General features: G+C 35.9%; 24 protein-coding genes, 2 pseudogenes and 1 riboswitch. Of the genes and pseudogenes, 22 read left to right on the forward strand and 4 right to left on the reverse strand.

The window, feature by feature from the left end; translation table 11 throughout:
• Nucleotides 1-28: 28 nt before the first annotated feature.
• The 3 genes from WMO42_RS00810 (at nucleotide 29) to WMO42_RS00820 (ending at nucleotide 2,768) form a co-directional block, all read left to right on the forward strand.
• Entirely contained in the window at nucleotides 29-286 is a 258-nt protein-coding gene (locus WMO42_RS00810) for an HPr family phosphocarrier protein (RefSeq protein WP_022502916.1), read from the forward strand.
• A 77-nt stretch (nucleotides 287-363) separates the two neighbouring features.
• Nucleotides 364-1,995: a phosphoenolpyruvate--protein phosphotransferase gene (gene ptsP / locus WMO42_RS00815; protein WP_022502915.1), complete on the forward strand. Its 1,632-nt coding sequence runs from the start codon at nucleotides 364-366 to the stop codon at nucleotides 1,993-1,995.
• A gap of 26 nt (nucleotides 1,996-2,021) precedes the next feature.
• Nucleotides 2,022-2,768: a DeoR/GlpR family DNA-binding transcription regulator gene (locus WMO42_RS00820; protein ID WP_349191318.1), complete on the forward strand. Its 747-nt coding sequence runs from the start codon at nucleotides 2,022-2,024 to the stop codon at nucleotides 2,766-2,768.
• A 60-nt stretch (nucleotides 2,769-2,828) separates the two neighbouring features.
• Here the strand turns inward: WMO42_RS00820 and WMO42_RS00825 are convergent, their stop codons facing one another.
• Nucleotides 2,829-3,212: a metal-dependent transcriptional regulator gene (locus WMO42_RS00825; RefSeq protein ID WP_022502913.1), complete on the reverse strand. Its 384-nt coding sequence runs from the start codon at nucleotides 3,210-3,212 to the stop codon at nucleotides 2,829-2,831.
• Between the two features lie 226 nt (nucleotides 3,213-3,438).
• Between WMO42_RS00825 and add the strand changes: the two genes are divergently transcribed.
• The 12 genes and pseudogenes from add (at nucleotide 3,439) to WMO42_RS00885 (ending at nucleotide 15,105) form a co-directional block, all read left to right on the forward strand.
• On the forward strand, nucleotides 3,439-4,527 hold the full coding sequence (gene add, locus WMO42_RS00830; RefSeq protein ID WP_349191319.1) for an adenosine deaminase: 1,089 nt from the start codon (nucleotides 3,439-3,441) through the stop codon (nucleotides 4,525-4,527).
• Nucleotides 4,496-6,358, forward strand: coding sequence for a hypothetical protein (locus tag WMO42_RS00835; RefSeq protein WP_349191321.1), 1,863 nt, complete (start codon nucleotides 4,496-4,498; stop codon nucleotides 6,356-6,358). Before add ends, WMO42_RS00835 begins: the two co-directional genes overlap by 32 nt.
• A 21-nt stretch (nucleotides 6,359-6,379) precedes the next feature.
• Nucleotides 6,380-8,038: an ATP-binding protein gene (locus tag WMO42_RS00840; RefSeq protein WP_349191323.1), complete on the forward strand. Its 1,659-nt coding sequence runs from the start codon at nucleotides 6,380-6,382 to the stop codon at nucleotides 8,036-8,038.
• Nucleotides 8,039-8,174: 136 nt separating this feature from the next.
• A pseudogene (locus WMO42_RS00845) lies at nucleotides 8,175-8,924 on the forward strand (amino acid ABC transporter substrate-binding protein); the annotation flags it as partial.
• A gap of 90 nt (nucleotides 8,925-9,014) precedes the next feature.
• Nucleotides 9,015-9,659, forward strand: a pseudogene (locus WMO42_RS00850) (amino acid ABC transporter permease); the annotation flags it as partial.
• A gap of 15 nt (nucleotides 9,660-9,674) precedes the next feature.
• On the forward strand, nucleotides 9,675-10,439 hold the full coding sequence (locus tag WMO42_RS00855) for an amino acid ABC transporter ATP-binding protein (RefSeq protein WP_090139467.1): 765 nt from the start codon (nucleotides 9,675-9,677) through the stop codon (nucleotides 10,437-10,439).
• A gap of 29 nt (nucleotides 10,440-10,468) precedes the next feature.
• Complete coding sequence (locus tag WMO42_RS00860) at nucleotides 10,469-11,371, forward strand: LysR family transcriptional regulator (RefSeq protein WP_349191326.1); 903 nt, start codon at nucleotides 10,469-10,471, stop codon at nucleotides 11,369-11,371.
• 137 nt (nucleotides 11,372-11,508) lie between these two features.
• On the forward strand, nucleotides 11,509-12,249 hold the full coding sequence (locus WMO42_RS00865; RefSeq protein ID WP_349153925.1) for a CpsB/CapC family capsule biosynthesis tyrosine phosphatase: 741 nt from the start codon (nucleotides 11,509-11,511) through the stop codon (nucleotides 12,247-12,249).
• A gap of 284 nt (nucleotides 12,250-12,533) precedes the next feature.
• Nucleotides 12,534-13,472 carry a cysteine synthase A gene (gene cysK, locus WMO42_RS00870; RefSeq protein WP_349191328.1) on the forward strand — a complete coding sequence of 313 codons (939 nt, stop codon included), beginning with the start codon at nucleotides 12,534-12,536 and terminating at the stop codon, nucleotides 13,470-13,472.
• Nucleotides 13,473-13,725: 253 nt separating this feature from the next.
• Nucleotides 13,726-14,019 (forward strand): ion transporter, encoded by a 294-nt coding sequence (locus WMO42_RS00875; RefSeq protein WP_055175558.1) that lies wholly within the window; start codon nucleotides 13,726-13,728, stop codon nucleotides 14,017-14,019.
• Nucleotides 14,020-14,186: 167 nt separating this feature from the next.
• Nucleotides 14,187-14,306 carry a hypothetical protein gene (locus WMO42_RS00880; protein ID WP_349191425.1) on the forward strand — a complete coding sequence of 40 codons (120 nt, stop codon included), beginning with the start codon at nucleotides 14,187-14,189 and terminating at the stop codon, nucleotides 14,304-14,306.
• A gap of 103 nt (nucleotides 14,307-14,409) precedes the next feature.
• Entirely contained in the window at nucleotides 14,410-15,105 is a 696-nt protein-coding gene (locus tag WMO42_RS00885; RefSeq protein ID WP_022502903.1) for a hypothetical protein, read from the forward strand.
• 265 nt (nucleotides 15,106-15,370) lie between these two features.
• Here the strand turns inward: WMO42_RS00885 and WMO42_RS00890 are convergent, their stop codons facing one another.
• Complete coding sequence (locus tag WMO42_RS00890; RefSeq protein WP_055175553.1) at nucleotides 15,371-16,738, reverse strand: MATE family efflux transporter; 1,368 nt, start codon at nucleotides 16,736-16,738, stop codon at nucleotides 15,371-15,373.
• A gap of 493 nt (nucleotides 16,739-17,231) precedes the next feature.
• Here WMO42_RS00890 and WMO42_RS00895 point away from each other — a divergent pair, with 493 nt between their 5' ends.
• The 3 genes from WMO42_RS00895 (at nucleotide 17,232) to WMO42_RS00905 (ending at nucleotide 19,711) form a co-directional block, all read left to right on the forward strand.
• The gene (locus WMO42_RS00895) at nucleotides 17,232-17,378 is read left to right on the forward strand and encodes a hypothetical protein (protein WP_156331050.1); all 147 of its coding nucleotides are present in this window, start codon (nucleotides 17,232-17,234) and stop codon (nucleotides 17,376-17,378) included.
• 396 nt (nucleotides 17,379-17,774) lie between these two features.
• Entirely contained in the window at nucleotides 17,775-18,749 is a 975-nt protein-coding gene (locus tag WMO42_RS00900; protein WP_349191331.1) for a hypothetical protein, read from the forward strand.
• Between the two features lie 17 nt (nucleotides 18,750-18,766).
• Nucleotides 18,767-19,711 (forward strand): M15 family metallopeptidase, encoded by a 945-nt coding sequence (locus WMO42_RS00905; protein WP_022502900.1) that lies wholly within the window; start codon nucleotides 18,767-18,769, stop codon nucleotides 19,709-19,711.
• A 94-nt stretch (nucleotides 19,712-19,805) separates the two neighbouring features.
• Here the strand turns inward: WMO42_RS00905 and WMO42_RS00910 are convergent, their stop codons facing one another.
• A complete protein-coding gene (locus WMO42_RS00910; protein ID WP_349191333.1) occupies nucleotides 19,806-20,684 on the reverse strand; it encodes a LysR family transcriptional regulator in 879 nt (292 codons plus the stop codon).
• Between the two features lie 110 nt (nucleotides 20,685-20,794).
• Here WMO42_RS00910 and WMO42_RS00915 point away from each other — a divergent pair, with 110 nt between their 5' ends.
• Both WMO42_RS00915 and WMO42_RS00920 read left to right on the forward strand, forming a co-directional pair.
• On the forward strand, nucleotides 20,795-21,370 hold the full coding sequence (locus tag WMO42_RS00915; protein ID WP_349191335.1) for a chromate transporter: 576 nt from the start codon (nucleotides 20,795-20,797) through the stop codon (nucleotides 21,368-21,370).
• Nucleotides 21,367-21,930 carry a chromate transporter gene (locus WMO42_RS00920; RefSeq protein WP_349191336.1) on the forward strand — a complete coding sequence of 188 codons (564 nt, stop codon included), beginning with the start codon at nucleotides 21,367-21,369 and terminating at the stop codon, nucleotides 21,928-21,930. The genes WMO42_RS00915 and WMO42_RS00920 overlap by 4 nt, the downstream gene beginning before the upstream one ends.
• An 8-nt stretch (nucleotides 21,931-21,938) precedes the next feature.
• Here the strand turns inward: WMO42_RS00920 and WMO42_RS00925 are convergent, their stop codons facing one another.
• The gene (locus tag WMO42_RS00925) at nucleotides 21,939-22,958 is read right to left on the reverse strand and encodes a DUF5050 domain-containing protein (RefSeq protein WP_022502896.1); all 1,020 of its coding nucleotides are present in this window, start codon (nucleotides 22,956-22,958) and stop codon (nucleotides 21,939-21,941) included.
• A 135-nt stretch (nucleotides 22,959-23,093) separates the two neighbouring features.
• Here WMO42_RS00925 and pheA point away from each other — a divergent pair, with 135 nt between their 5' ends.
• Both pheA and WMO42_RS00935 read left to right on the forward strand, forming a co-directional pair.
• Complete coding sequence (pheA, locus tag WMO42_RS00930; RefSeq protein WP_022502895.1) at nucleotides 23,094-24,221, forward strand: prephenate dehydratase; 1,128 nt, start codon at nucleotides 23,094-23,096, stop codon at nucleotides 24,219-24,221.
• Between the two features lie 97 nt (nucleotides 24,222-24,318).
• Nucleotides 24,319-24,449, forward strand: a riboswitch (ZMP/ZTP riboswitch).
• 175 nt (nucleotides 24,450-24,624) lie between these two features.
• Nucleotides 24,625-25,338: an IMP cyclohydrolase gene (locus WMO42_RS00935; protein ID WP_022502894.1), complete on the forward strand. Its 714-nt coding sequence runs from the start codon at nucleotides 24,625-24,627 to the stop codon at nucleotides 25,336-25,338.
• The last annotated feature ends 10 nt before the right edge of the window (nucleotides 25,339-25,348 follow it).

Below are 25,348 nucleotides of genomic sequence, written 5' to 3' on the forward strand. Positions count from 1 at the left end.
TAAAAGATACGCAGAAAAGAGGTTTATTATGAAAGAATTTAATTATACAATTACAGACAAAGAAGGAATCCATATGAGACCAGCAGGTGAACTTGTAAAAGCAGCTAAGCAGTTTGAGAGTAGTATATTAATTAAGAAAGACGGAAAGACTGCTGACTGCAAGAAGGTATTTACAATAATGTCATTAGCAGTAAAATGTGGACAGGAAGTAACAGTAAATGTAGAAGGTACAGACGAAGAACAGGCAGCTGCAAAGATTGAAGAATTTATGAAAGCTAATATGTAAATTAAAGTGCCAGGGTTAAAGTATATAAATTAAAATACCTAATTAAAGGGCTGAAATTAAAGAAAGGAGGGGCTGTTATGTATGAATATAAAGGAAAAAGCGTGTTTGGCGGGATAGCCATAGGCAGAATTAAAGTGTACAGTAAAGAACAACAGCAGGTTAAGCGGATGCATATTGATGATTGTGAGAGCGAGAAGCAAAGATATATTAATGCCGTTGATAAAGCAGTTGAACAGTTAGGTATGCTTTATGATAAGGCTTTAAAGGAAGTCGGTGAAGCCAATGCGGCAATATTTGAAATGCACCAGATAATGCTTGAAGATGACGATTATAAAGAGTCGGTTCTTAATATAATTGATAATCAGAATGTTAATGCTGAATATGCAGTTGCACAGACCTCGGATAACTTTTCATCAATGTTTGCGGCTATGGACGATGAATATATGAGAGGCAGGGCTTTAGATGTAAGAGATATTTCTGAAAGACTTATAACTATTCTTAGTGGTGGTAAAAGCAGTACAATAGAATCTGATGAGCCGTCAATAATCATTGCAGAAGATTTGGCACCATCGGAAACTGTACAGATGGATAAAGAAAAGATATTATCATTTGTAAGTGTTAAGGGTTCGGTTAATTCACATACAGCTATACTTGCAAGGACAATGGGGATACCAGCCCTTATAGGAACAAAAGGTGTTCTTGATGAAGATATAGACGGCTTAACAGGCATTGTTGACGGCTTTAATGGAGTTGTGTATATCAATCCTGATAGCGAGACACTTGACCGCTACAAGAAAGAACAGGCGAAGTATATAGAACAGAAGGAACTTTTAAACAGACTTAAGGGAAAAGAAGATGTAACGCTTGATGGAACAAAGATAAAGTTGTATGCTAATATTGGTAATGTTAAGGATATAGCGTTAGTTCTTGCTAATGATGCGGCAGGAATAGGATTGTTCAGGAGTGAATTCATCTATCTTGAGAGAACTGATTTTCCGACAGAAGAGGAACAGTTTAATATATATAAGACTGTTGCGGAAAATATGGCTGGAAAGCCGGCTATAATAAGAACACTTGATATAGGTGCAGACAAGCAGTGTGACTATTTTAATCTTGATAAAGAGGACAATCCGGCATTAGGTGTGAGAGCTATCAGAATATGCCTTACAAGAACGGATATATTTAAGACACAGTTAAGAGCTTTATACAGGGCGAGTGCATATGGCAATATTCATATTATGTATCCGATGATTGCTAATATGTGGGAGATAGACCGCATAAAAGAGATTGAAAATGAGGTGAAGGCTGAGCTTGCGGCTCAGGAGATTAAGATAGGAAGCCCAAAGACAGGAATAATGATAGAGACACCGGCGGCTGCAATGATTAGCGATGAGCTTGCAAAAAAGGTTGATTTCTTTAGTATTGGAACTAATGATTTGACGCAGTACACATTGGCTGTTGACAGGCAGAATCCTAAGCTGGATACATTTTTTGATGCACATCACCCAGCAGTGCTAAAGATGATTAAAATGGTTGTCGATAATGCACATAGAGCCGGGATATGGGCAGGAATATGTGGAGAGCTTGGAGCTGATACAAGCCTTACACAGAAGTTTCTTGAAATGGGTGTTGATGAATTGTCGGTTTCGCCGGGGAGAATTCTTCCAATCAGAAAGATTATCCGTGACACTGATGTATCTGAATTATAATTGGTATATTGGAAAAGGTGATTGTTATGCTTGCAGAGAAAAGACACGAATATATACTTCAGGAGTTGAAACGCAAGGGAAGTATAACTGTCAATGAGATTAAAGAAGAACTTGGAATTTCTGAATCTACAATTAGAAGAGATTTGAATTTGCTTGATGAAGAAGGCAAGCTTGTCAAGGTATTTGGAGGTGCAGTATCAGCAGGTTTTGAAGTTTCAGGCAGTGAACCAAGCGTTACGCAGAAGCGTGAAATAAATATTAATGGCAAGAAGCTTATTGCAAAATATGCGTCAGGACTTATAGAACCTGATGATTTTGTATATATGGATGCAGGCACTACAACAGGCTGTATGATTGATTATATAACAGAAAAGCGGGCGGTATATGTGACTAATGCTGTTACACACGCAAGAAATCTTGCGGCGTTAGGTTTCAGGGTTATACTTATAGGTGGTGAGCTTAAGGGTTCAACAGAAGCAGTAGTAGGTGCTAATGCTATTGAAATGTTAAGAAATTATAATTTCAACAAAGGATTTTTTGGTACAAATGGCATAAGTATTAAATGTGGATTTACGACGCCTGATATTAATGAGGCAGAAGTTAAGAAAATGGCGATGTGCCATTGCAATCACAAAATAATTCTTGCAGACAGCACCAAATTCGATAATGTAAGTTCAGTGACATTTGCAAGGATTGATACAGCTAAGATAATAACTGATGAAGAAGTTCCTGCTGGTTATAGGGATTATAATATTTATAATGTGAATGGATGATGTTATAATTAAAAAATGAACAATATTAAAAGGGACTTTTTAAGTCCCTTTTTTAGTAAGTTATTTCTGTCTGTTGCTAAGCTGTTCAGATATAGCCTGTTTAATGGCATTGAAAGACTCTTTGCTTATATCGTGTTCGATACGGCACGCATCCTCCTCGGCAGTCTGCTTATTGACACCAAGCTGTATTAACCAAGAAGAAAGTATCTGATGTCTTTCATAAATCATCTCGGCAATTTCCCTGCCAGAGTCTGTAAGGTATATATAACCTTCTTTAGTTACGCGTATATGTTCTGATTCACGAAGATTCTTCATAGCAATGCTGACGCTTGACTTCTTATAGCCCATTTCGTTGGCAATATCAATTGAACGCACAACAGGCAGTTTCTTGCTAAGCATAAGTATTGTTTCTAAATAATCTTCAGCTGATTCGTGGATGACCATAATTATTCCCCCTGACTAACATTTATGTGAATTAATAAATAATTGTAGATTATAAAGCAATTAATAAATAATTAATGTAAATATAATACTAATAAGTGTAATAAGTATAACATAAACCTGGCAAATAATCAAACTTATAGTTAGTGCGAATAGTTAGTGCGAATTATCTATGCCTTTCAAAGCTGTATAAATATGTGCTATAATAAAGCTGTACATAGTGGGAGATTTGAAAAAAGCTAGAGCTGCCCTTACAAGGCACCAGGTTGATATGCGTAAAATGTACGCAGAAAAGAGGATTATTATGAATATTAATATAGATAAATTACACTGCCTTATAGATTTACACGTTCACCTTGATGGTTCAGTCAGTATTCCAATGGCTAAGAGGCTGGCTCTTATCAATGGTATTGAACTTAATGAAAGTGAAGAAGACCTGAAAGAAAGATTACAGGTGTCCAAAGACTGCAGGGATTTGAATGAATATCTGGAAAAATTTGAATTTCCACTGACACTTTTGCAGAAAGCAGAAGCTGTTACTGAATGTGTGAGAATGTTAATAGCTGGGCAGGATAGTCAGGGGATAATGTACAGCGAGATAAGATTTGCACCACAGCTTCATATGCAGAAGGGACTGACACAGGAAGAAGTTGTGAAGGCTGCAATAAAAGGTCTTGATAATTCGGATTATCACAAGCTTATATTATGCTGTATGAGAGGCAGTGATAATGAGGAGCTTAATAAAGAAACGATAAGGCTTGCACATAAGTATCTTGGACGTGGAGTTGTGGCACTAGACCTTGCCGGTGCAGAAAAATTATATCCAACAAAGCAGTTTGTTGGAATATTTAAAGAAGCTTTGGCATATAATATTCCGTTTACAATACACGCAGGTGAAGCAGATGGAGAAGAAAGCATAAAGACGGCAATATATATGGGAGCTGAAAGAATAGGACACGGAATAAGGGCAGCCTGGTCAGAGGATATGATTAAGGAGCTGGCAGATAAGAATATTCCGTTAGAATTGTGTCCTACAAGTAACCTTAATACGAAAGTTGTTGATAATATTGCTGATTATCCAATTATGAAACTTATTAATAATGGTGTTAAAGTTACCATAAATACGGACAATATGATGGTTTCAGGCACAAGTATTAAAAATGAACTTAAATTACTTGTGCAAACATTTCCTATAAATGGTATAATATTAAAGAATTTGCTTATTAATTCAGCTGAAGCTGCATTTGCCAAGGATAGCATTAAAGAACAGCTTAAAAGAAAGATATATGAAGAATTGGATGGGGTTACTTATGAATGAAGTTAATGAGTTATTTACAAAGGAGAATGTTGAACAGATAGTTGTTCCACAGGTTGTAAAAGATGATTTATTAAGCATTATAGAGGAAAAGCTAAAAAGAGCAGGATTTTACTACAGAATTGCATACAGGGTCAAGGCAGTTGATTCTATGGTGAATAAGCTTATATTTAAAGATTACAGACGTCCGGGTACGGAGAATGAAGATAAGAAAATGCAGGATCTTGTAGGAATAAGAATAATCCTATATTTTGTTGATGATGTAGATATATGCAGAAAGCTTTTAGATACATTATTTATATCTCCAGGAATGTGGGAGACTACGGAGAATAATGAATATGAATTCAAGGCTATGAAGGTCAATGGAATATTCAAGCTTCCAGCATATCTTAGCAAGACAATTGTCAATCCATATCTGTCAGATTATGTTGACGATACATTTGAGGTTCAGGTAAGGACGAACTCATTTGAGGGCTGGCACGAGATTGAGCACGATATGAGATATAAAGGCTCGGCGTTTGGAATAGGTAACGAAGCACTGGCAAGAAAGATGAACAGTATTCTTGCTACATTTGAACTGTGTGATGATTCGATAGCAGGGCTGCTTGAAGATTTAGGACACCAGCATTACAAAGACAAGAAATGGAATGATATGTTAAGGTGTCACTACAGGTTAAAGTTTGAGAATGAACCACTGCATCCATACATAGAGGAGCTGTTTGATTCAGACACAGAGCTTGCAAAGATATTTTATAAGGCACCAAGACAAGGGGCTATTGAACAGTTATGGCTTGATACTTCAGAGAATGGAATAGAGCTTACACTTAATAATATAGTAAAGATTGTCAATCAGATAGGCCCTGATGATGAAAGGCTTAACGAGGCATTTAGAAAGATAGAGCAGGAGCATAAGAATAAACAGGAATTCGAGGCTGGCGGTAAAAGACGCCGCTTTGAGCCATTTAAACCGCTTGGCAATTATAAGGTATTCCAGTCACATTCCTGCATTGATCTTACTAATCTTTCTATGGAGGACGCATTTAAAAAGGCAGTTAATTACATATATTCGTGGGTACATTCAAGATTTAATGAAGTATTTGATGATATGCCGGGCAGTGTGGATACATATGATAATGAAAGACCGGGGTATAAGGTATCGCTTGAATATGATAATGAGAATTTATATTTCAAGGAGATTACAACGCACCTTGATTCTAAGGTCGCTAACAGACTGTGGATATCGATTGCTACTATTAAGAAAGATGGTGACAGGCTTTTATTTGACGTAAGTAATGAATATGCTGAGCCAGCAGATAAGTACAGAGATAATGAAAATGTATTGTTCAGCCGTCCTAACTTCTATGGAGAGATAGCAGATAATATTGGAATCTGTGATGTGGAGAGGTTAAGACAGAATGTAAGGGGTATTGATAATGAAGAAGAATACAATACATTAAAGGATCTTATTAAAGATGATAATAGGCAGTTCCCTGTAGTTGTATTTGTGGCATCAGATGATTATTGGATAGAAAAGTTTGATGTGGACTATTTTGCATATCTTGTGGGGTATTATGCACATATTAAGAGGATTACAACAGATGAACTTTCTGAGCAATTTGCTAAAGATTATGATTTGGACGAAGACGAGTTTAGGGATTCAATCACTGTATTTTATCCAGGCAGAGAACCTAACACAAGTTATAAGTCGCATATCTTAAATACTACATTTGAGGTTATAAAGATAGAGAAAAGAAAATACTGGAATGAGAATGGGTGTAGGGCGTTCAGGCGACAACTTGTTTCAGATATAAGAGAGAATAATGTCATTATGTAGATAACAGAGGGGTAGAAAGTTATGAGTAGAGGGAATAATAAAAGCAGTATTGCCGCAGAAGGAACACAATGGTATGGAAATATTGTATCAAGCACGCTTCAGGCATATTACGAGGTGTACTATGTCAATCTTTCAGATAATACCTGCAAAAGAATATATCCGTGGTATATCGAGGATAATGAGTTTATAGATTATACTAACGAGGTCAACCGCAGAATATCAGGTAATATCATATGTAATAATTCGGAGGAAGATGTGTCAACGCTTCTTGCAGTTGATAATCTTAAATGTGAATTAAAACATAAAGATAAGACAGAGTACAGATACAAAAGACAGGTAACCAATGGAGTATTCAGGTGGTGTCTTGTAAGTGTTGTCGTTGAGAAGCGAAAAAATGGTGAGCCTGTAAGTGTTATTCTTATGATAAGGGACATTGAAGATGTTATAAAGAAAGAGATTGAACAGCAGCTTCTTATAGAAGAAGCACTTGCACAGGCTGAAAGTGCTAGCAGGGCAAAGGGAAAGTTCCTTTCTGATATGTCGCACGAAATCAGGACACCTATGAATGTGATTCTTGGATATGCCTCAATTGCACAGAATAATATGGATAATCGGGATCAGGATAAGGTTAAGGATTGCCTTGAAAAGATTAAAGAAGCTGGAAATCATCTGATTGGTATTATTAATGATGTGCTTGAGGTGTCAAGGATAGAGCAGGGAAAGATTAATATAGAAAATGAAAAAAGCGACATTTATGAGCTTATGACAGATTTCTATAATCTTGTAGAAATTCAGGCGGCAGTAAAGAAACAAAAGATGACAATTGATCTAGAGGGTATAACTGATAAATATGTGTATATGGATTGGACGAGAATAAGCCAGGTGCTTATTAATCTTATTAACAATGCAATCAAATATACGCCGGTTGGCGGACATATAGATGTTATTGTGAAAGAAGACTGTAATAATAATATAGGGGATAATATACATAATTATATTATTATAGTGAAGGATAATGGCAGGGGAATAGATGAAAAAGATATGCCATCATTATTTGATTTGTATACAAGGGGAGCATACGATAATGATATATCAGTAGAGGGAACAGGGCTTGGACTGTCTATATCCAAGCAGATAATTGAACTTATGAATGGAACAATAGATGTTGACAGTAAGTTAGGCGAAGGTACAACATTTACAGTAAAGTTACCGCTTCAATATGTTGTCAGGACACAGGCCGATAAAAATGTGACTGACAACGGGACAGATAATAATATAATAAAGAATAATCAGAGCCTGTCAGATATAAAGGTAATGGTTGTTGATGATAATCAGTATAACAGGGAAATTGCCTGCGAGCTTTTACGGGAAAATGGTGCTCATATAATTGAGTGTGCCAGTGGAAGTGAAGCTGTAGATTATATAAAATATCGAAATGGTATTGTGGATATTATTCTTATGGACGTGTGTATGCCGGATATGGATGGTTTTGAGGCTACACGTTTAATAAGACAGTTAGAAAAAGACAGATGGCAGGATATTCCAATTGTAGCAATGACAGCTAATGCATTTGATGAGGACAGGAAGAAGGCATTGGAGCACGGAATGAATGGACATATAGCCAAACCATTCGATATAGATACATTTGCAGAAACAGTATTAGAATATGTAAAATATTAAGTTGACATAAGTGCATAAGTAGGGTACGATTTAGTGTATTAAAGTAATAAAATATTCACGTATTAGAGAAGTGAATTGCAAGAACAGAATGGAGATTAATATGAGGAACTGTACCAACACGCGATTATTAAGGAAAATGCTTATTGTACTTTTATTATGCTCTTTTATAGCAGGTACATTTACTGCCTGTTCAGATAAGAAGCAGTCAGACGGCAAGACAACATTTACAGTGGGTTTTGATGCGGAATTTCCACCTTATGGTTACAAAGATGAGAGTGGAGAATATGTTGGATTTGACTTATCTTTAGCAGAAGAAGTATGCAGACGTAATGGCTGGGAACTTGTCAAACAGCCAATCGACTGGGATTCTAAAGATATGGAACTTTCATCTGGAAGCATAGATTGTATATGGAATGGATTTACTATGGACGGAAGGGAGTCCGATTATACATGGACAACTCCATATATTGATAATTCACAGGTTGTAATAGTAAAGTCAGATTCAAGCATTAATTCATTATCAGACTTAGCAGGAAAAGTTGTTGTTGTGCAGTCAGACTCATCTGCACTTGCAGCATTTACCGGTGAAGATGCAGAACCGGAAAATGTTGCACTTGCTAAAAGCTTTGCCTCATTACAGCAGGTTGGTGATTATAATGGTGCATTTATGAATCTTGAGGCTGGTTCAGTTGATGCGATATGTATGGATATGGGTGTTGCCAATTATGAACTTAATGCAAGAGGCGGCAGATTCAGAATGTTGTCACAGCATGTATCTAATGAACAGTATGGAATAGGCTTTAAACTTGGCAATACAGAATTAAGAGATAAAGTACAATCAACACTTCTTGATATGCTTGATGATGGAACATTTCTTTCGATAGCTGAAGAATGGGGACTTGAGGAAAGCATATGCTTAAGTGCTGATAATGTTGTAAATGATAGTGATTTAGCTGTTGATAAAGGTAATTTCTTTGTTGAACTTGGAAGCGTTGTATCCAAGCTTGCAGAAGGTATGCTTGCATCACTTGCAATATTTGTACTTACACTTGTATTCTCACTTCCACTAGGACTTTTACTTATGTTTGTAAGATTGTCAAAGGTAAATGTAATAAGATGGATTGCAAAGATATACATATCAATAATGAGAGGAACACCCCTTATGTTACAGCTTTTAGTTGTGTTCTTTGGTCCATATTATGTATTTGGAATTTCGCTTTCTTACAGTTATAGATTTTATGCGGTAATTATAGGATTTGCACTTAATTATGCGGCATATTTTGCAGAGATATTCAGATCGGGAATTCAGGCGATACCAGCAGGACAGAGTGAAGCTGCAACAGTTCTTGGTTACACAAGGGCACAGACATTTGTAAGAATTATACTTCCACAGATGACAAGAATTGTGCTTCCACCAGTTACTAATGAAGTAATAACTCTTGTAAAAGATACATCTTTAGCATTTGCACTTGCGTATACAGAAATGTTCACGCTCGCTAAGCAGATTGCGGCGGCAAGTGCAAGCATAATGCCATTATTTATTGCAGGAGCATTTTATTATATATTCAACTTTATAGTTGCCTGGATAATGGAATATATAGAAAAGAAAATGCGTTATTAAACAGATGGAGGCAGTATGAGCAGTACAAGTTTACTTGAAATGAAACATGTAAAAAAGACATTTGGAAGTCTTGAAGTGTTAAAGGATATATCAATAGAAGTTAATGAGGGAGAGGTTGTTGCAATAATCGGACCATCAGGTTCTGGTAAATCAACATTTTTAAGATGTGCAACTCTTCTAGAGAATATGGATGAGGGAACATTGTCATATTGTGGTGAGAGTGCAACGCTTAATGAGTCAGGTGCAGCACAGTACGTAGACAAGAAGAAGTTACACAGCATAAGAAATAATTTTGGACTTGTATTCCAGAATTTCAACCTTTTCCCACATTTTTCAGTTCTTAAAAATGTAATTGATGCACCAATTAATGTGCAGAAACGTGATAAAGCTGAGGTGACTGCCGAGGCACGCGAGCTTTTAAAGAAGGTTGGACTTGAGAATAAAGAAGACAGCTACCCAGGCCAGTTATCAGGCGGACAACAGCAGAGAGTTGCTATTGCGAGGGCACTTGCTATGAATCCAAAGATGCTGTTCTTTGATGAGCCAACATCTGCACTTGACCCAGAGATAACAGCAGGAATTCTTAAGCTTTTAAGAGAACTTGCCAATGAAAAGATGACAATGGTTATAGTTACACACGAGATAGATTTTGCCAGAAATGTAGCTGACAGAGTTATATTTATGGATGGTGGCGTAATAGTCGAAGAGGGTAAGCCGCAAGACGTTATAGATAACCCTAAGAGTGAAAGAACTAAAGCCTTCCTTCAGAAAATGGCATAAAAGGAATAGCATAATATGGAGATTAAGGTATGACATTAAACCAGTTAAAATATGCGATAATTGTTGCAGAGTCAGAGTCTTTTAATGAAGCAGCCAAGAAGCTTTTTATATCACAGCCAAGTCTTTCAACTTCAATACATTCCTTAGAGGAGGAGATTGGAGTACAAATATTCAGACGTTCACAGAATGGTATTGCAGTAACACCTGAGGGCAAGGAATTTATCGGTTATGCAAGACAGGTTATGGAGCAGTATGAGCTTTTAGATGCAAGATACATTACTAAATCAGAAGTCAAGAAAAGATTCAGTGTGTCAATGCAGCATTATTCTTTTGCGGTTAATGCTTTTGTGCATATGGTTAAGCAGTATGGTATGGACGAATATGAGTTTGCTGTACACGAAACCAAGACATATGAGGTTATAGAAGATGTGAAGAATGGCAAAAGTGAAATTGGCATACTGTACATTAACAGCTTTAATAAAAATGTGCTTGAGAAAATCTTCAATGATAATTATCTTGAGTTCCATAAATTGTTAGAATGTGAAATATATGTATATATGTACAAGGGACACCCGCTTGCTGGTAAAAAGCTTATTAAGCTTGAGGAGTTAAAAGATTATCCGTGTCTTTCATTTGACCAGGGGGATTATAATTCATTTTATTATGCAGAAGAAGTATTAAGCACATATGAATATAAGCAGCTTATTAAGGCTAATGACAGGGCAACTATGCTTAATCTTATGGTTGGACTTAATGGATATACGCTGTGTTCAGGAATTATATGTGAGGAGCTTAATGGTGATGAATATTGTGCAGTAAAGCTTGATGCTAAGGAAGTTATGGATATTGGTTATATTTCAAGAAAGGGAATTGCGTTAAGTACGATAGGGCAGCAGTATCTTGAAGAAATATCCAAGTATAAAGCGTTGTAAATATAGGGCTTCGTGAATGTAAGAACTGGTAATTATAAAGTTTATATAAGCTTTGTAATAGTTTGATTGACAGATGATATGTATATTTTATATAATAAAATATAAGAACGTATGGTTGGAAAGTGAGCGGGTTTTATATGAGAAAGATGAGTGAAGAACCTGTATGTACAGGTTTTACAGATATACATAATCATATTTTATTTGGAGTTGATGATGGTTCGCCGGATATAAAGACAAGTATGGAAATGTTGCAAATGGCGTATGAAGATGGTATAAGAGATGTCATATTGACACCACATTTTCATCCTAAGAGGGGTATGGCACATTACAGCAAGATAGTAGAGCATTATGAGATACTTGCTGACGAGGCGGCTAAGACATTTCCTGATATGGGAGTGTATCTTGGCAGGGAAGTGTATTTCAGGTCAGAGATATTAGACGATTTGGATAAGCTTGATGAAAAGACAATGTGCGGAACTGACACAATTCTTATAGAGTTCTCCTCAGGAGTTGAGCAGGACAAGGTAAGAGGAGCTGTACTTGATGTTATAATGGCTGGCTATCACCCAATTGTGGCACACGTTGAAAGATATGTGTGTACGGTTAAGGATTGGGACTATATATATGAGTTAAAGAGAATGGGTGCTGACATACAGATTAACGCAGACTCAGTTACCGGCGATAATGGCTGGGCAGTACAGAGATGTACTAAGGCACTTCTTAAAGACCATATTGTAGATTATATTGCATCTGATGCACACGATTTGAAGTCAAGAACACCTCAGTTATCAAAGTGCTATAAGTATGTTGTGAAAAAATATGGCGTGGAATATGCTGACAAGATAATGAAGGCAGATGTAACGAAGAAATTCGGTTGATATATATGATATATATTAATAAGTTATATAAAGATAATAAGATAGAAGTCTGGAATACGGCAATGTTATTAAATTAATGACACTGGCTGTGGTACAGGCTTCTTTTTAATTTAATTATTATGGATATATGGAAGGATAATACGGGGCATAATAAAAATTATAAGAATTTAAAAATTAGTGGTTGACAGATTACTAATCAGAGGATATAATGCAATCATAAAACACATTAAACATATAGGTTTATAGGAAAACAATAATAAAACATTTTCAGGAGGATTAATAATATGAGTAATTATGTAGAGAGTGCAGCAGAATTAGTAGGAAAGACACCATTACTTAAGCTTAATGGATATTCTAAGAAGGCAGGGGTTATAGAGGCTAACATATTTGGTAAGCTTGAATATCTCAACCCAGCAGGTTCTGTAAAGGACAGAATTGCATTAGCAATGATTAAGGATGCAGAAGATAAGGGATTATTAAAGCCTGGTGCAACAATCATCGAGCCAACAAGTGGTAATACAGGTATTGGTATTGCCTCAGTTGCAGCAGCTAAGGGCTATAGAGCAATTCTTACACTTCCAGATACAATGTCAGTAGAAAGAAGGAATCTTTTAAAGGCTTATGGTGCTGAACTTGTTCTTACAGAAGGTGCTAAGGGTATGAAGGGTGCTATTGCAAAGGCAGAAGAACTTAACAAGGAAATCGAAGGCTCTATCATCTTAGGACAGTTTGATAATCCGGCTAACCCAGCAGCTCACAAGGCTACAACAGGTCCAGAAATCTGGGAACAGCTTGATGGTAAGGTAGATATATTCGTAGCTGGTGTTGGTACAGGCGGAACAGTTACAGGTGTTGGTGAATACCTTAAGTCACAGAATCCAGATGTTAAGATTGTAGCAGTTGAGCCAGCAACAAGTCCGGTTCTTTCAAAGGGAACAGCAGGTGCTCATAAGATTCAGGGTATCGGTGCAGGATTTGTTCCTACAGTTCTTGATACAAAGATATATGACGAAATAATTGCAATTGATAATGATGATGCATTTGCAGAAGGCAGAGCATTCGCAGTAAGTGAAGGTGTACTTGTTGGTATTTCTTCAGGTGCAGCTTTAAAGGCAGCTACAATTCTTGCACAAAGACCAGAGAACAAGGGTAAGAATATCGTTGCATTACTCCCAGACTCAGGTGATAGATATTTATCAACAGCATTATTTGCTAATAACTAATCGCTTGTTGTGTGATGTGAATAACAGGACTAGTGGCTGGTATTCACATCATCATAATAATATACATTTCTCCTTATAAATTTTAATACCGGTGTCAGTTAATAGCTGGCACCGGTATTTTATTGTGTGTTTATTATGTAATATATGTTACAATATATAACAAATGTTACAGCAGATAACAGCAATTAATAATCATCAGTCAGTCAAACTGTAAGCGTATGAACTGATTATGAATACAGGCGGCGGGATTTGTATGAAGAACAATATATTTAACATAATTCAGATTGGGGATAAGAGCAACCGCATAAGCAGGGCTTTTGATATATTTATAACGATAACAATATTTTCTAATATTATAGTGACATTTTTGCAGACCTTTGATGAGCTTGCATTTATGGGTGGATTTTTTAAATGGGTTGAGTATATAACTTTATTTATATTCTGCGTGGAATATATTCTTAGGATATGGACGGCGGATCTGCTTTATCCTGAATGTAAAGGAGTAACTGCAAGGTTTAAGTTGGAAGAATTATGGCGATATGCATAGCCTATCTTGGAGTTGGTGCGGTGGCTATACCAACAGGTATTATTAGTGCAGGTTTTGTTGAATAGTATCAGAGAAAAAGCAGCATTTCTGATATTAAAAATGCAGATATAAAAGAGATAGCAGAGATAAAGATTGATAAGACACAGGCAGGAAAGACAGTAGAGGAGATTGAAGAAACAGATTTTGTGTCAATATATCTTATATTTAGAGATGATTTATCGATTCTTCCACAGAAGGATACTATGCTTAAGCTGAATGATATAATTATAATTCGCGATGGGAATTAGGAATATTTTCTAAACATATTGTTATGCGTGCCGATATATAAAATATGGATATCCACGGAGGGAATTATATATCCTGGTGCGATTGCACGGAAAGGAAGATAAAGTGAATATTTCTACACAATCTACTACTCTTCTTGATATGTTAAATAGTAGTAGTTCAACAGGCAAGTCAAAGAGTGCCGCAGATTCTTATATTGATGTTCTTATCCAGAATAACAACTTAAGATATCAGCAGAAGATGAAAGAAGTTCTTGGATATGATACATCAAGTTCTTCTAAGGATGCACAGTATGAGAAGGTTGCATCTTCAGCATCTAATCTTAACAGTGTAATAAGTTCATTATCTAACGAATCGCTCTGGAATGAAGATTCAAGTGATTATTCTAAAGATAAGGTATATGATACTGTTAATAATTTTGTAAGTGCTTATAATACACTTATTACTAACATTAATACAGTTGGAAGCACAATTGAGAATACTTACAAGACTAAGCTTGATAAGCTTGTAACAGACAATAAGGAGGCACTTGCGGCAGTAGGTATTACTGTTGATGATAATGGCAAGCTTTCAGTTGACACTGATAAGTTAAAGAGTGCAGATATGTCTGAATTAAAGAAGATGTTAGGAAGTGAGTCTGAATTAATGAAGGGAATTAAAGAACAATCAGGTTCAGTTAATAATATTGTATCAGAAGCATTAAGCATACAGAAAAGCCTGTCAGGTCTTTATAATTCTTCATCTTCAAGTGTTGATGTGTCAGATTTATTATATGGAACATCTTACGATTCGAAGGGGTAATATAAAGTTAATATTTTTGAGGTGAGTGTTGGAAATAGAGCAGCATAATCTCAGAATATGAATTAATTGAAATTAGAATACTATTCTTAATAAAGCAGGACTGCTATGTATATGTCACCTTACTGTTAAGTAGGGGGCATATATATGGCAGTCCTGCTGTTTTATGGTAAGCACTTACGTTTTATGACTATTGGTTTTATATTAATTATGTATTAATTATATAAATTTATGTCTGATTTAGTCAATTAATAGTATTACTATAACATTAATCAGCCACAGATGTATCATCTTTAGCTACAAAATATTTCTTATAAGCTACTATGAATAATACTATAGATAAAGCTGTTGCAATATAGTCAGTTATAGGCTGTGTCATAGCAAGGTTAACAGGCGTGTTGTTCACAATGCTTGTTGTAATCAGTATCGGAAAATAGATTATTCCCTGACGGCTTACTGAAAGTATAAGCGATGGTATCGCAGCACCCATTGACTGTATTGCATTGATGAATACGAATAGTATTCCAAGCACAGGCCCAGACATTATGTATATTCTTGAAAATGCAAATGCATATCCAAATGCTTCCTCATCATCAAGAAATGCTTTTGCAAGAGGAGCTGCACCAAGATAACATATGAGTGTCATTATAATACTTAAGCATATTGCAAAACATAAAGAGAATTTTAAAACTGAGCGGTAACGCTTGCTATTTCCAGCACCGAAACAGTAGCCGAGCAGAGGCTGGATACCAGTTCCAACACCAATAAGAAGCATAACTGCAATCATATTAACTTTCATAGCAACACCAAGACCGGCAAGTTGTAAATCACCATGTTTTGCCATAAATGAATTGATCATAATATTGGAGAAGCTCATAAGTATGCTGTTAAGTGAAGCTGGAATTCCGATTGAAAGCACACCGAGAGTAATTATCTTTTTAGCGGAATAATCTTTAGGTTTAATCGATAATATCGACCGCTTGGAAGTAAGGTGGATAATATAAAATACGGTTGAGAAAATGTTACCAAGAACTGTGGCAACAGCTGCACCTGCAACATACCATTTAAAACCAATAATCATAACAGGGTCAAGTACAATGTTAATCATATTACCGATAATCATTCCGGTCATAGCGACTGTAGCGTGACCTTCAGAACGAATGATATTACTAAAGGAATTGCTTACAATAAGAAATGGTATTCCAATGGCAACGATTGAAAGATATTGTGAAGCGTATCCTATTGTAGCATCACTTGCACCGATAAGACGGCATACGGGAACTGAAAATATTGTCATAATTATCATAGCAATAACGCCAATTGCTGCACCTGTCCAAAAACAGAATGCTGAAATATGTTTGGCCATATCACGTTTTCCTTCGCCAAGCATTCGGCTTATCATAGAAGTACCACCAATTCCAAATAACATACCGACAGCCATGAATATAATAAATGCTGGTGTAGCAATGGAAACAGCGGCAACCATAAGTGGGTCTTTAGTCTGACCAATAAAAAATGTATCCGCAAGATTGTATACAAGAACCATAAGCATACTTATTATAGATGGAATTACGTTAGTAAGTACGGCTTTAGGTACTGGAGCATCGCGGAAAATCTGTTGTGTTTTATCTTGCATAAGTAGGGTCCTTTCTTTACATAATATTTTTAAAAGGGGGATAAATAACAATGTTATAGACATGGACGATTGGGGTGGGCTGATATAAGCAACGAAGACCCGTTTGCACTGAGTGTCGCTCGCAGCGGTACTAAGCTGCCAGTTGGCACTGCCAGCTAAGGACCGGCGGCTCCCCATCGTCTTCTTATGCTTATATCAGCCCACACCAATCTGACAGTGGCACTTGGTTGCGATGGGGTAACCTTGGTGATATCATTAAAGGTAGCGGTGCGGTATTGTGAGATATGCACAGTTGTGGCGATGAGCTTTGTGGGTGGTGCTATATCGACCTTTATTATTTATAAAATGGTATTTATCGACCTTTTTGGTGGGTGATTTTTGGGTTAAATCGGTCTGGAGGACTGATTTAATTGGGGGTTTTTAATAGATTTGATATAACTTATGTAACTTTATTATGATATACTTAAATATAGTTGTAGTCAAGAGCAGCGTTGTGAGTGGAGAGGAAAGATACGGGGGATATGTTAGGAAAGGGATTGGGACTATGGAATTAGAAGTTGATGAAATGTTAGTGGAGCTTAGGCAAAATGCGGAGTACACAGATAATTACGATATAGCTAGTGACAACCATTTAGTATAGATAGGTATGTCTAAAATCGAAAGCAGTAACAGAAACTACTGTCGAAAATATATAGTGAAAATAACAGATATGTGCTATCATTTAAACATATAAAACTGACACAAATTTATAGAACACCAGTTGTGTGAGGGCTTAATATTGCAAGCTGGGTACTTTTGAAACCGCCGGCACTTAGCGGCTGTATTTTAGCCGCTTATGTGTCCGTTACGGTTTCAAGTAGCGAAAGCGTGCCCAGCGGTAATATTAAGCCCTCACACAATGTCCGTGCGACAAAATCTATGAAAGTCCACAGCGAAACTATGAAGATAAGCAATAAATATGTCAGTTCAATTAAAAACAAACGAGCAGATGTATAAGTCGTGTAAAGTAATTACAAAGAGGAAGAAAGGCAGAATTATGAATATTTATTTAGCCGGCGATTCAATCGTCCAGAATTACACAGAAGAAGAATTTATAGCAGGTTGGGGACAATACCTTAAATATTATGTAACTCCTGATACTAAAGTATTTAATTGCGCCAAGGGAGGCAGAAGTTCAAGGTTATTTCTCAATGAAGGAAGATTTGATAAAATAGATGAAAGTATACAGGCAGGAGATTACCTTTTGATAGAATTCTGCCACAATGATGATAGTTCTAAAGGTTACAGCACTATGTTTAACCGTATGACAGAGCTTGGAATACCTGATGAGGACGGAAGATATCCGGTTATACCGGGCGAGAGAGTGCCTAAAGATTATATTCCTGAAGAATATATAGATGCTTTAATGAAAGATGACTCAATAGCTGATAAGGAAGCAGTGCTTGCAAGCGTTAAGGCATTTAATAACACTTACCCTAATGATACATATTATCCATATTCACCTAATGGTGAGAAGGGCAGCTTCAAATGGTTCATAAAGCAGTATATTGATATGGCAAGAGAACATAATGCTGTTCCAGTGCTTGTAACAGCACCGGCAAGAACAGCATTTAACAAGGACGGAACAATTAAAGATGGTCCGGGACTTCACGGCGGTGATAATTTCTGCTATATAAGGGCAATGAAGCAGATAGGAGAGGAAACACATACTTCCGTGATAGATTTATTTAGTTATACGGTAAAGCTTTTTGAGAGTATAGGCGAAGCTGATATTCACAAGTATACATCTATCAAAAAGGGTATCAATAAGGGCAAGTGGCCAGAGGATTTTGTTAATGAACTTGCTAAGAAAGACACTGTATCAGAGAATACACATTTTAATAAATATGGTGCGTGGCTTATAACAAAGGGTCTTGTCAATTTAATAAAAGAGTGTGATAATGAGCAGGTTACAGCATTAAAAAATGTTATTGTGAATTCAGATTATAAAGTTGCATCTCCATTAATATAATGATAACAGGAGGACATATGAGAAAGAAAAGATTAACAAGAAAACAGAGGATTATGAGAAAAAGAATTACAATTGCCGCGTGTATAGCAGTAGTAGTTGTTGTGATTATTGTAGCAGTAGTATTGTTATTAAATGCTAACAGGAAAAAGTCAACGGATACTAATGATAATACAATAGTTACAACAAGCGATAGCAGTAATAACACAGAGTCTAAGGCAGGTGATAGTATTAATTCATCTAATAACAGCACAGATACAGCGAGTAAATCTGATGCTTCAAATGTTAATAGTTCAGATGATAAGAGCACAGAGAGCCAGCAGACAGATGATAAAAAAGGGTCATCAACAGGAGATGGCGTAACTAAGACATCTAAGGGATTTACTATTGATAACAGAAATGGAGCAACATATATAGATGGTTACTTAATAGCCAATAAGACATATGCACTTCCAAGTACATTTATTCCAGAAAATCCAGAAGTACCTGTAACAGAGGCAAGAAGTAATAAGAGCCTTGACAAGGATTTAATGACGGCTTTCAGAAAAATGCAGGCAGATGCGACAGCAAAAGGACTTAATATCTATATTGCGAGTGGTTACCGTTCATATGATTATCAGGTGGGTCTTTACAATAGATATGTAGCCAACGATGGAAAAGCTGCGGCAGATACTTATTCATCAAGACCGGGTAATTCAGAACATCAGACAGGTCTATGCTTTGATTTGAATTCGATAGAAGACAGCTTTCAGTATACAAGTGAAGGTAAATGGGTTAATGATAACTGTTATAAATATGGTTTCTGCATAAGATTTCCAAAGGGAAAGGATGCTTATACAGGTTACCAGTATGAATCATGGCATTTAAGATATGTTGGAACTGAATTAGCAGAGAAGCTTTATAATAATGGTGATTGGATTTCATTAGAAGAATATTTCGGAATAACAAGCGAATATCCTGATTAATAAATATAAAATAATAAGAGAGCCATAGTTTAAATGAAACTGTGGCTCTTATTGTTATTTTTATATTATATTGTACTATGGCAATGAATAACTATTATACATATTCTTTGCACAGATTAATAAACTGTTTGATAGATGGAGTCAAAAATTTATCTTTATGGTAAATAATATAGAAATTTCTACTGAAAATTAAATCCTGTACCTTTACTGTAGAAATTAATCCTTGTTTTAATGATGGAATAATCATTCTATTTGGTAAAACAGAAATACCTAGTCCGTTGATCGTGGCGTTGATTAGTGCTGTTGTACTCATAGCTTCCCATACTGGAATAATATGAATGCCAGCTTGTGTAGTAACACGATCAAAAACTTCACGTGTTCCGCTTCCTTTTTCACGTAATAGAAAACGCTGCTTTTGAAATACTTCTATGGGTATATTCTGCCCATCTTTCCATCCTTTATTAGTATCGCAAATAACACTTAAATAGTCTTGCATATAGGCTTCAGATACGATGTTAGAATTATGCGATATACCTTCAATTAACGCACAATCTAACTCGTTTGCAAGTATTTTTTGCTCCAGTCGTTCAGATTGTTCGATAGTTACTCTTACATCTATTTCTGGACATATTTCATAGAAAGACTTTACATAATTTGGTAAAAATTGAGAGCCAATTGTTATGCTTGCTCCTATGCGAATGATGCCTTTGGAATCCCAGTCGCGAAATCCAGTTTCCATATCTGAAAATAAATCGGATATGTGTATTGCATATTGAAGAAAACGTTGTCCAGCACTAGTGATTTGGAGTCTTCGCCCTATGCGGTCAAAAAGCTGTACCCCATAATATTGTTCTATTTCTTTGATGGCAAGGCTTACAGCTGGCTGTGTTATATGTAAAGCAGATGCAGCTTTTGTAGAATTATATCCATTTTCACATACAGCACGAAAAATTATCATATGTCGTAGTGTCATTATAAACTCCTTATATCAAATTACTTATTATTTATGTAAGATTATATTATTTCAATTATTAGGAATCAAGTGATATAGTATTAAAAAATAGGAAGGATGGAATTCTAGAGATGAGCATCTGGTATAAGTATAGAAAATTGTTTTTATCAACTTTTGAATTAAGTGCGTGTACATTTGGAGGAGGATTTGTAATAATTCCTTTAATGAGGAAAAAGTTTGTTGATGAACTAGGCTGGATAGAGGAAGAAGAGATGCTGGATTTAACAGCAATTGCACAAGCTTCGCCAGGTGCGATAGCAGTAAATGCTTCAATTATGTTGGGGTATCATATAGCAGGCATTCCAGGAGCTATACTTGCGGTATTGGGAACAGTATTGCCCCCATTAATAATCATTTCAATAATTTCGATGTTCTATCAGGCATTTCGTAATAATGTTATTGTTAGTATGGCAATGAGAGGGATGCTTTGCGGAGTTGCTGCTGTGATTTGCGATGTTGTAATAAATATGGCAAAGAGTATATTTCAAAAAAAACGACTGCTACCAATTATAATAATGTTGGCTTCATTTATAGCTGTACGTTACTTATCTATAAATATCATTATAGTTATTTTTGTCTGTGGTTGTATTGGAACATTAGATATATGGATTAAAAATATGAAACGGAAAGCAGGTAATAAGCAATGATATATCTTGAATTGTTCTGGAGCTTTTTTAAAATTGGATTGTTAAGTATTGGTGGTGGGTATGCTGCTATGCCCATAATACAAAATCAGGTGATTGATATTCACCATTGGCTTACAATGACACAGTTTACTGATATTATAACTATTGCTGAAATGACACCAGGTCCAATAGCAATTAACTCTGCTTCATTTGTGGGAATTCAGGTCGCTGGATTTTGTGGTGCTGTTATTGCAACTGTTGGCTGTGTATTTCCATCCTGCGTCATTGTAATGGTGCTTGCTTACATTTATTATCGTTATCGTGGACTCGATATGGTACAGGGCATTCTTTCAGGGCTACGACCGGCTGTAATAGCAATGATTGCATCAGCAGGTATTTCATTGTTAATTATGGCGTTTTATGGACAAAGCACGCTTCCTAATAATCTTACATCTTTGGATGTTGTAGCTTTGATAATTTTTGCTATTGATATTTTTATCTTAAGAAAATGGAAGTCTAATCCTCTTTGGGTTATGTTATGCTCTGGCATCGTAGGAATTGTTCTATATTTACTTGTTTAATAGATAAATTAATTAATTGAAATCTCTTCAATAGTTGTTATTGGTGCAGTTGTAGGTATTCTGTAAAGTGTTGACTGATCTTCATAATATGAGAAGAAGGTATACCTGGAAGTACAGTGAATACCTGATATTTCGCCAACGGCTACATATTCTAACTGAGTCCCGTCAACATTCATTCTGTAAAGACCGGCATTGTCACCGCCCTCAACGTGGAAGAATATTTTATTACCATATACGTTGTAGTTAATTACTTTGCCATTTTCAGGTGCATATAAAAGCTCGAGTGTCTTATTTGACATATTAAGTCTTACAAGTGAATACTGTTTGTCAAGGTCTATATAATAAGCGTAATTATTATCAATCAATGTAAGGTAAGAATTGCTGTCGTAGTAATTAACAATCTGACAGGTCTTAGTATCCATAGAAAGTATATGGTGACGTCCGTTAGGGTCTGAGAAGTAAAGCTTTCCATTATATATACTTGTTGGAGAATAAGGCGTGTCAGATATTATAGAATTATTCTTGCCATCAATGTCTACTTTATAAAATGTAAGGGCTGTTGTGTCATCATAATGCTGGTAAAATACAGTGTTACCACTAAGACTTGCTGCACCGGAACGGTCATTATATAAAATTTTTGAATGGCTTCCGTCTAAATCACATCTGTAAAGACCAAAAAGCTGGCCTCTGAATACCATTCCGATAGTACTTTTATTAAAATTATTCTTTACATAGTATATGTAATTGCCACATACGTTAAGGTAGGCAACGCTGTCATCATTTATTTTGGAAATGTTCGTACAGTCAGAATTCATAACATATAATTTGTTGTAATCGTCAGGGTTGGCAAAATATATTTTGTCATTATATTCGCAGAATAGCCCTCCATTGATAAGATTGCCTGCTGTGTTGCCAATAGCATTGTCGTTGTTATGTACTGTCTGGTTCTTCTTAAAATAAAAAAATCCGCCAACACCAGCAGCTGCAATTACTAAGACAACAATAATTATTGTAATGGTCTTTTTCATATTGTAATCTCCATTCTGTAGTATTTTATATAATTAATCAGTATTATTAATAGTTGTTAATTATTTACTTACATATTACAAAAAATATGATACAATATCAATGGTTTAAAGCAATAAAGATTACGAGGTTGAAAAATGTTAGATTTGAATGTAATAAGAGAGCAGATTGACGGTATTGATAAACAGCTTGTCGATTTGTTTGAACAGAGAATGAAGCTTACAAAGGAAGTTGCAGAGTACAAAATCCAGACAGGAAAGAAAGTTCTTGATACACAGAGAGAACGTGCGAAGATTGAAGCTGTTACAAAGCTTGTTAAAAATGAGGCTAATGTCCATGCCATTGATGACTTATTTTCACAGATTATGGCTAATTCAAGAAAAGGACAGTATCAGCTTCTTGAAGCTATGGGTCAGACTTTAAGAGAACCTTATGAGGCTATAGAAAGCATTAATAAAGAGGGTGTTAAGATTGTATATCAGGGAGTTCCGGGTGCATACACACAGGAAGCTGCCTGCAATTTCTTTGGGGAGGACTGTGATAATTATGGTGTTCCTACCTGGAGAGACGTTATGGAAGCAGTTAAGAATAAGGAAGCTGATTATGGTGTGCTTCCAATTGAGAATTCTACAACGGGAAGTGTTGTAGGTGTATATGATTTATTACAGGAATATGATAACTACATAATTGCTGAGACATTTGTTAATATAGATCACGTTCTTGTAGGACTTAAGGGAACAGATATTAATAAGGTTACAACTGTATATTCGCACCCACAGGGAATTATGCAGTGCGACCATTTCCTTAATACACACAAGGATTGGCAGAGAATTCATCAGGCTAATACAGCTATGGCGGCTAAGATGCTATTATCAGAAAATGATCACACGCACGTTGCAATATCTAGTAAGAAAGCTGCACAGATATATGGTCTTGAAGTATTAGAAACAGGTATTGCTGACTTATCTAACAATACAACCAGATTTGTAATAATAACTAATGCAAGACGTTTCTTAAAAAATGCTAACAAAACAAGCATAGTATTCGAGACAGCCAATGAGGCAGGAACACTTTATAATCTTTTAAGCCACATAATATATAATGGGCTTAATATGTATAAAATCGAGTCAAGACCAGCAGATAAGCAGTGGGATTATAAGTTCTTTGTGGATTTCGAGGGTAATATTGATGATCCCCGCGTTATGAATGCGTTAAGAGGAATACAGGAAGAAGCTAAGTCAATCAAGCTTTTGGGTAACTACTAAAAATATCTGTAGTGTAATAATAATATTAATTGTTATAGTATAAAAACTATATTTAAAATAATATTGAAAAATGCCGCAACTTAGTGTATCTTAAAACTATGAGCTGTACGACTGGCGGAAAGCATATTATACAGAACTTTTAATTGGTTAAAGTTATGGAATATGTGTGGGATTACCCACAGGGAGTACAGTATATATGATTATCAGCCGACCGCCTGGGCAGCCCCTTAAAAGGTTACCCAGATAAGGTCGGCTTTTTTGTATAAATTATACAAAAGGCACTTTGTGCCGATTATGCACACTTGCACGAAGATGTAGCTTGCCAAAGGCGACTGCACATAGTGCGGTATGTGCTTTGTACATTTTTTACAGACTGTATGAAAAACAGAAATGGAGGATTATTATGCAGATTACAACACTTGAAAAGGAATTATCGGGTTGTTCTTATCCGGGAAGAGGAATTGTTATCGGAAGATCAGCAGACGGAACAAAGGCTGTTACAGCATATTTTATTATGGGAAGAAGTGCTAACAGCCGTAACAGAGTATTCGTTGAGGACAAGGAAGGAATAAGAACAGAGGCGTTTGACCCAAGTAAGCTTGAAGATCCAAGCCTTATAATATATGCTCCAGTACGTGTTCTTGGAAAGAAGACAATCGTTACTAATGGTGACCAGACAGATACGGTATATGACCTTATGAGTACAGGAAAGACATTTGAAGAATCATTAAGAACAAGGGAATTTGAACCAGATGCTCCTAACTTTACTCCTAGAATATCAGGTCTTATGACAGTCGATAACGGTGAATATGATTATGCAATGTCAATATTAAAGAGCCACAACGGCAATCCTAACCAGTGTGACAGATTTACATTTACATATGATGCACCAATTGCAGGAGAGGGACATTTTATTCATACATATATGAATGATGGTTCACCACTTCCAAGCTTTGAGGGAGAACCTGTATTAGTCAGAATAGAAGGCAATATTGATACATTTACTAATATGGTATGGGAAAATCTTAATGAAGATAATAAAGTATCACTTTTTGTAAGATTTATTGATATCAAGACAGGTGAATATGAAACAAGAATTATCAATAAGAATAAATAATAAGAACTAC

This window comes from Lachnospira sp. CLA-JM-H23 (assembly GCF_040096425.1).
Lineage (GTDB): Bacteria > Bacillota > Clostridia > Lachnospirales > Lachnospiraceae > Lachnospira > Lachnospira rogosae.

Bases quoted from the DNA above. Each gene is read 5' to 3' on its own strand.
- WMO42_RS00810 (WP_022502916.1), top strand. From the start codon at position 29: ATGAAAGAATTTAATTATACAATTACAGACAAAGAAGGAATCCATATG.
- ptsP (WP_022502915.1), top strand. From the start codon at position 364: ATGTATGAATATAAAGGAAAAAGCGTGTTTGGCGGGATAGCCATAGGC.
- WMO42_RS00820 (WP_349191318.1), top strand. From the start codon at position 2,022: ATGCTTGCAGAGAAAAGACACGAATATATACTTCAGGAGTTGAAACGC.
- WMO42_RS00825 (WP_022502913.1), bottom strand. From the start codon at position 3,212: ATGGTCATCCACGAATCAGCTGAAGATTATTTAGAAACAATACTTATG.
- WMO42_RS00835 (WP_349191321.1), top strand. From the start codon at position 4,496: ATGAAGAATTGGATGGGGTTACTTATGAATGAAGTTAATGAGTTATTT.
- WMO42_RS00840 (WP_349191323.1), top strand. From the start codon at position 6,380: ATGAGTAGAGGGAATAATAAAAGCAGTATTGCCGCAGAAGGAACACAA.
- WMO42_RS00855 (WP_090139467.1), top strand. From the start codon at position 9,675: ATGAGCAGTACAAGTTTACTTGAAATGAAACATGTAAAAAAGACATTT.
- WMO42_RS00860 (WP_349191326.1), top strand. From the start codon at position 10,469: ATGACATTAAACCAGTTAAAATATGCGATAATTGTTGCAGAGTCAGAG.
- WMO42_RS00865 (WP_349153925.1), top strand. From the start codon at position 11,509: ATGAGAAAGATGAGTGAAGAACCTGTATGTACAGGTTTTACAGATATA.
- cysK (WP_349191328.1), top strand. From the start codon at position 12,534: ATGAGTAATTATGTAGAGAGTGCAGCAGAATTAGTAGGAAAGACACCA.
- WMO42_RS00875 (WP_055175558.1), top strand. From the start codon at position 13,726: ATGAAGAACAATATATTTAACATAATTCAGATTGGGGATAAGAGCAAC.
- WMO42_RS00890 (WP_055175553.1), bottom strand. From the start codon at position 16,738: ATGCAAGATAAAACACAACAGATTTTCCGCGATGCTCCAGTACCTAAA.
- WMO42_RS00900 (WP_349191331.1), top strand. From the start codon at position 17,775: ATGAATATTTATTTAGCCGGCGATTCAATCGTCCAGAATTACACAGAA.
- WMO42_RS00905 (WP_022502900.1), top strand. From the start codon at position 18,767: ATGAGAAAGAAAAGATTAACAAGAAAACAGAGGATTATGAGAAAAAGA.
- WMO42_RS00910 (WP_349191333.1), bottom strand. From the start codon at position 20,684: ATGACACTACGACATATGATAATTTTTCGTGCTGTATGTGAAAATGGA.
- WMO42_RS00915 (WP_349191335.1), top strand. From the start codon at position 20,795: ATGAGCATCTGGTATAAGTATAGAAAATTGTTTTTATCAACTTTTGAA.
- WMO42_RS00920 (WP_349191336.1), top strand. From the start codon at position 21,367: ATGATATATCTTGAATTGTTCTGGAGCTTTTTTAAAATTGGATTGTTA.
- WMO42_RS00925 (WP_022502896.1), bottom strand. From the start codon at position 22,958: ATGAAAAAGACCATTACAATAATTATTGTTGTCTTAGTAATTGCAGCT.
- pheA (WP_022502895.1), top strand. From the start codon at position 23,094: ATGTTAGATTTGAATGTAATAAGAGAGCAGATTGACGGTATTGATAAA.
- WMO42_RS00935 (WP_022502894.1), top strand. From the start codon at position 24,625: ATGCAGATTACAACACTTGAAAAGGAATTATCGGGTTGTTCTTATCCG.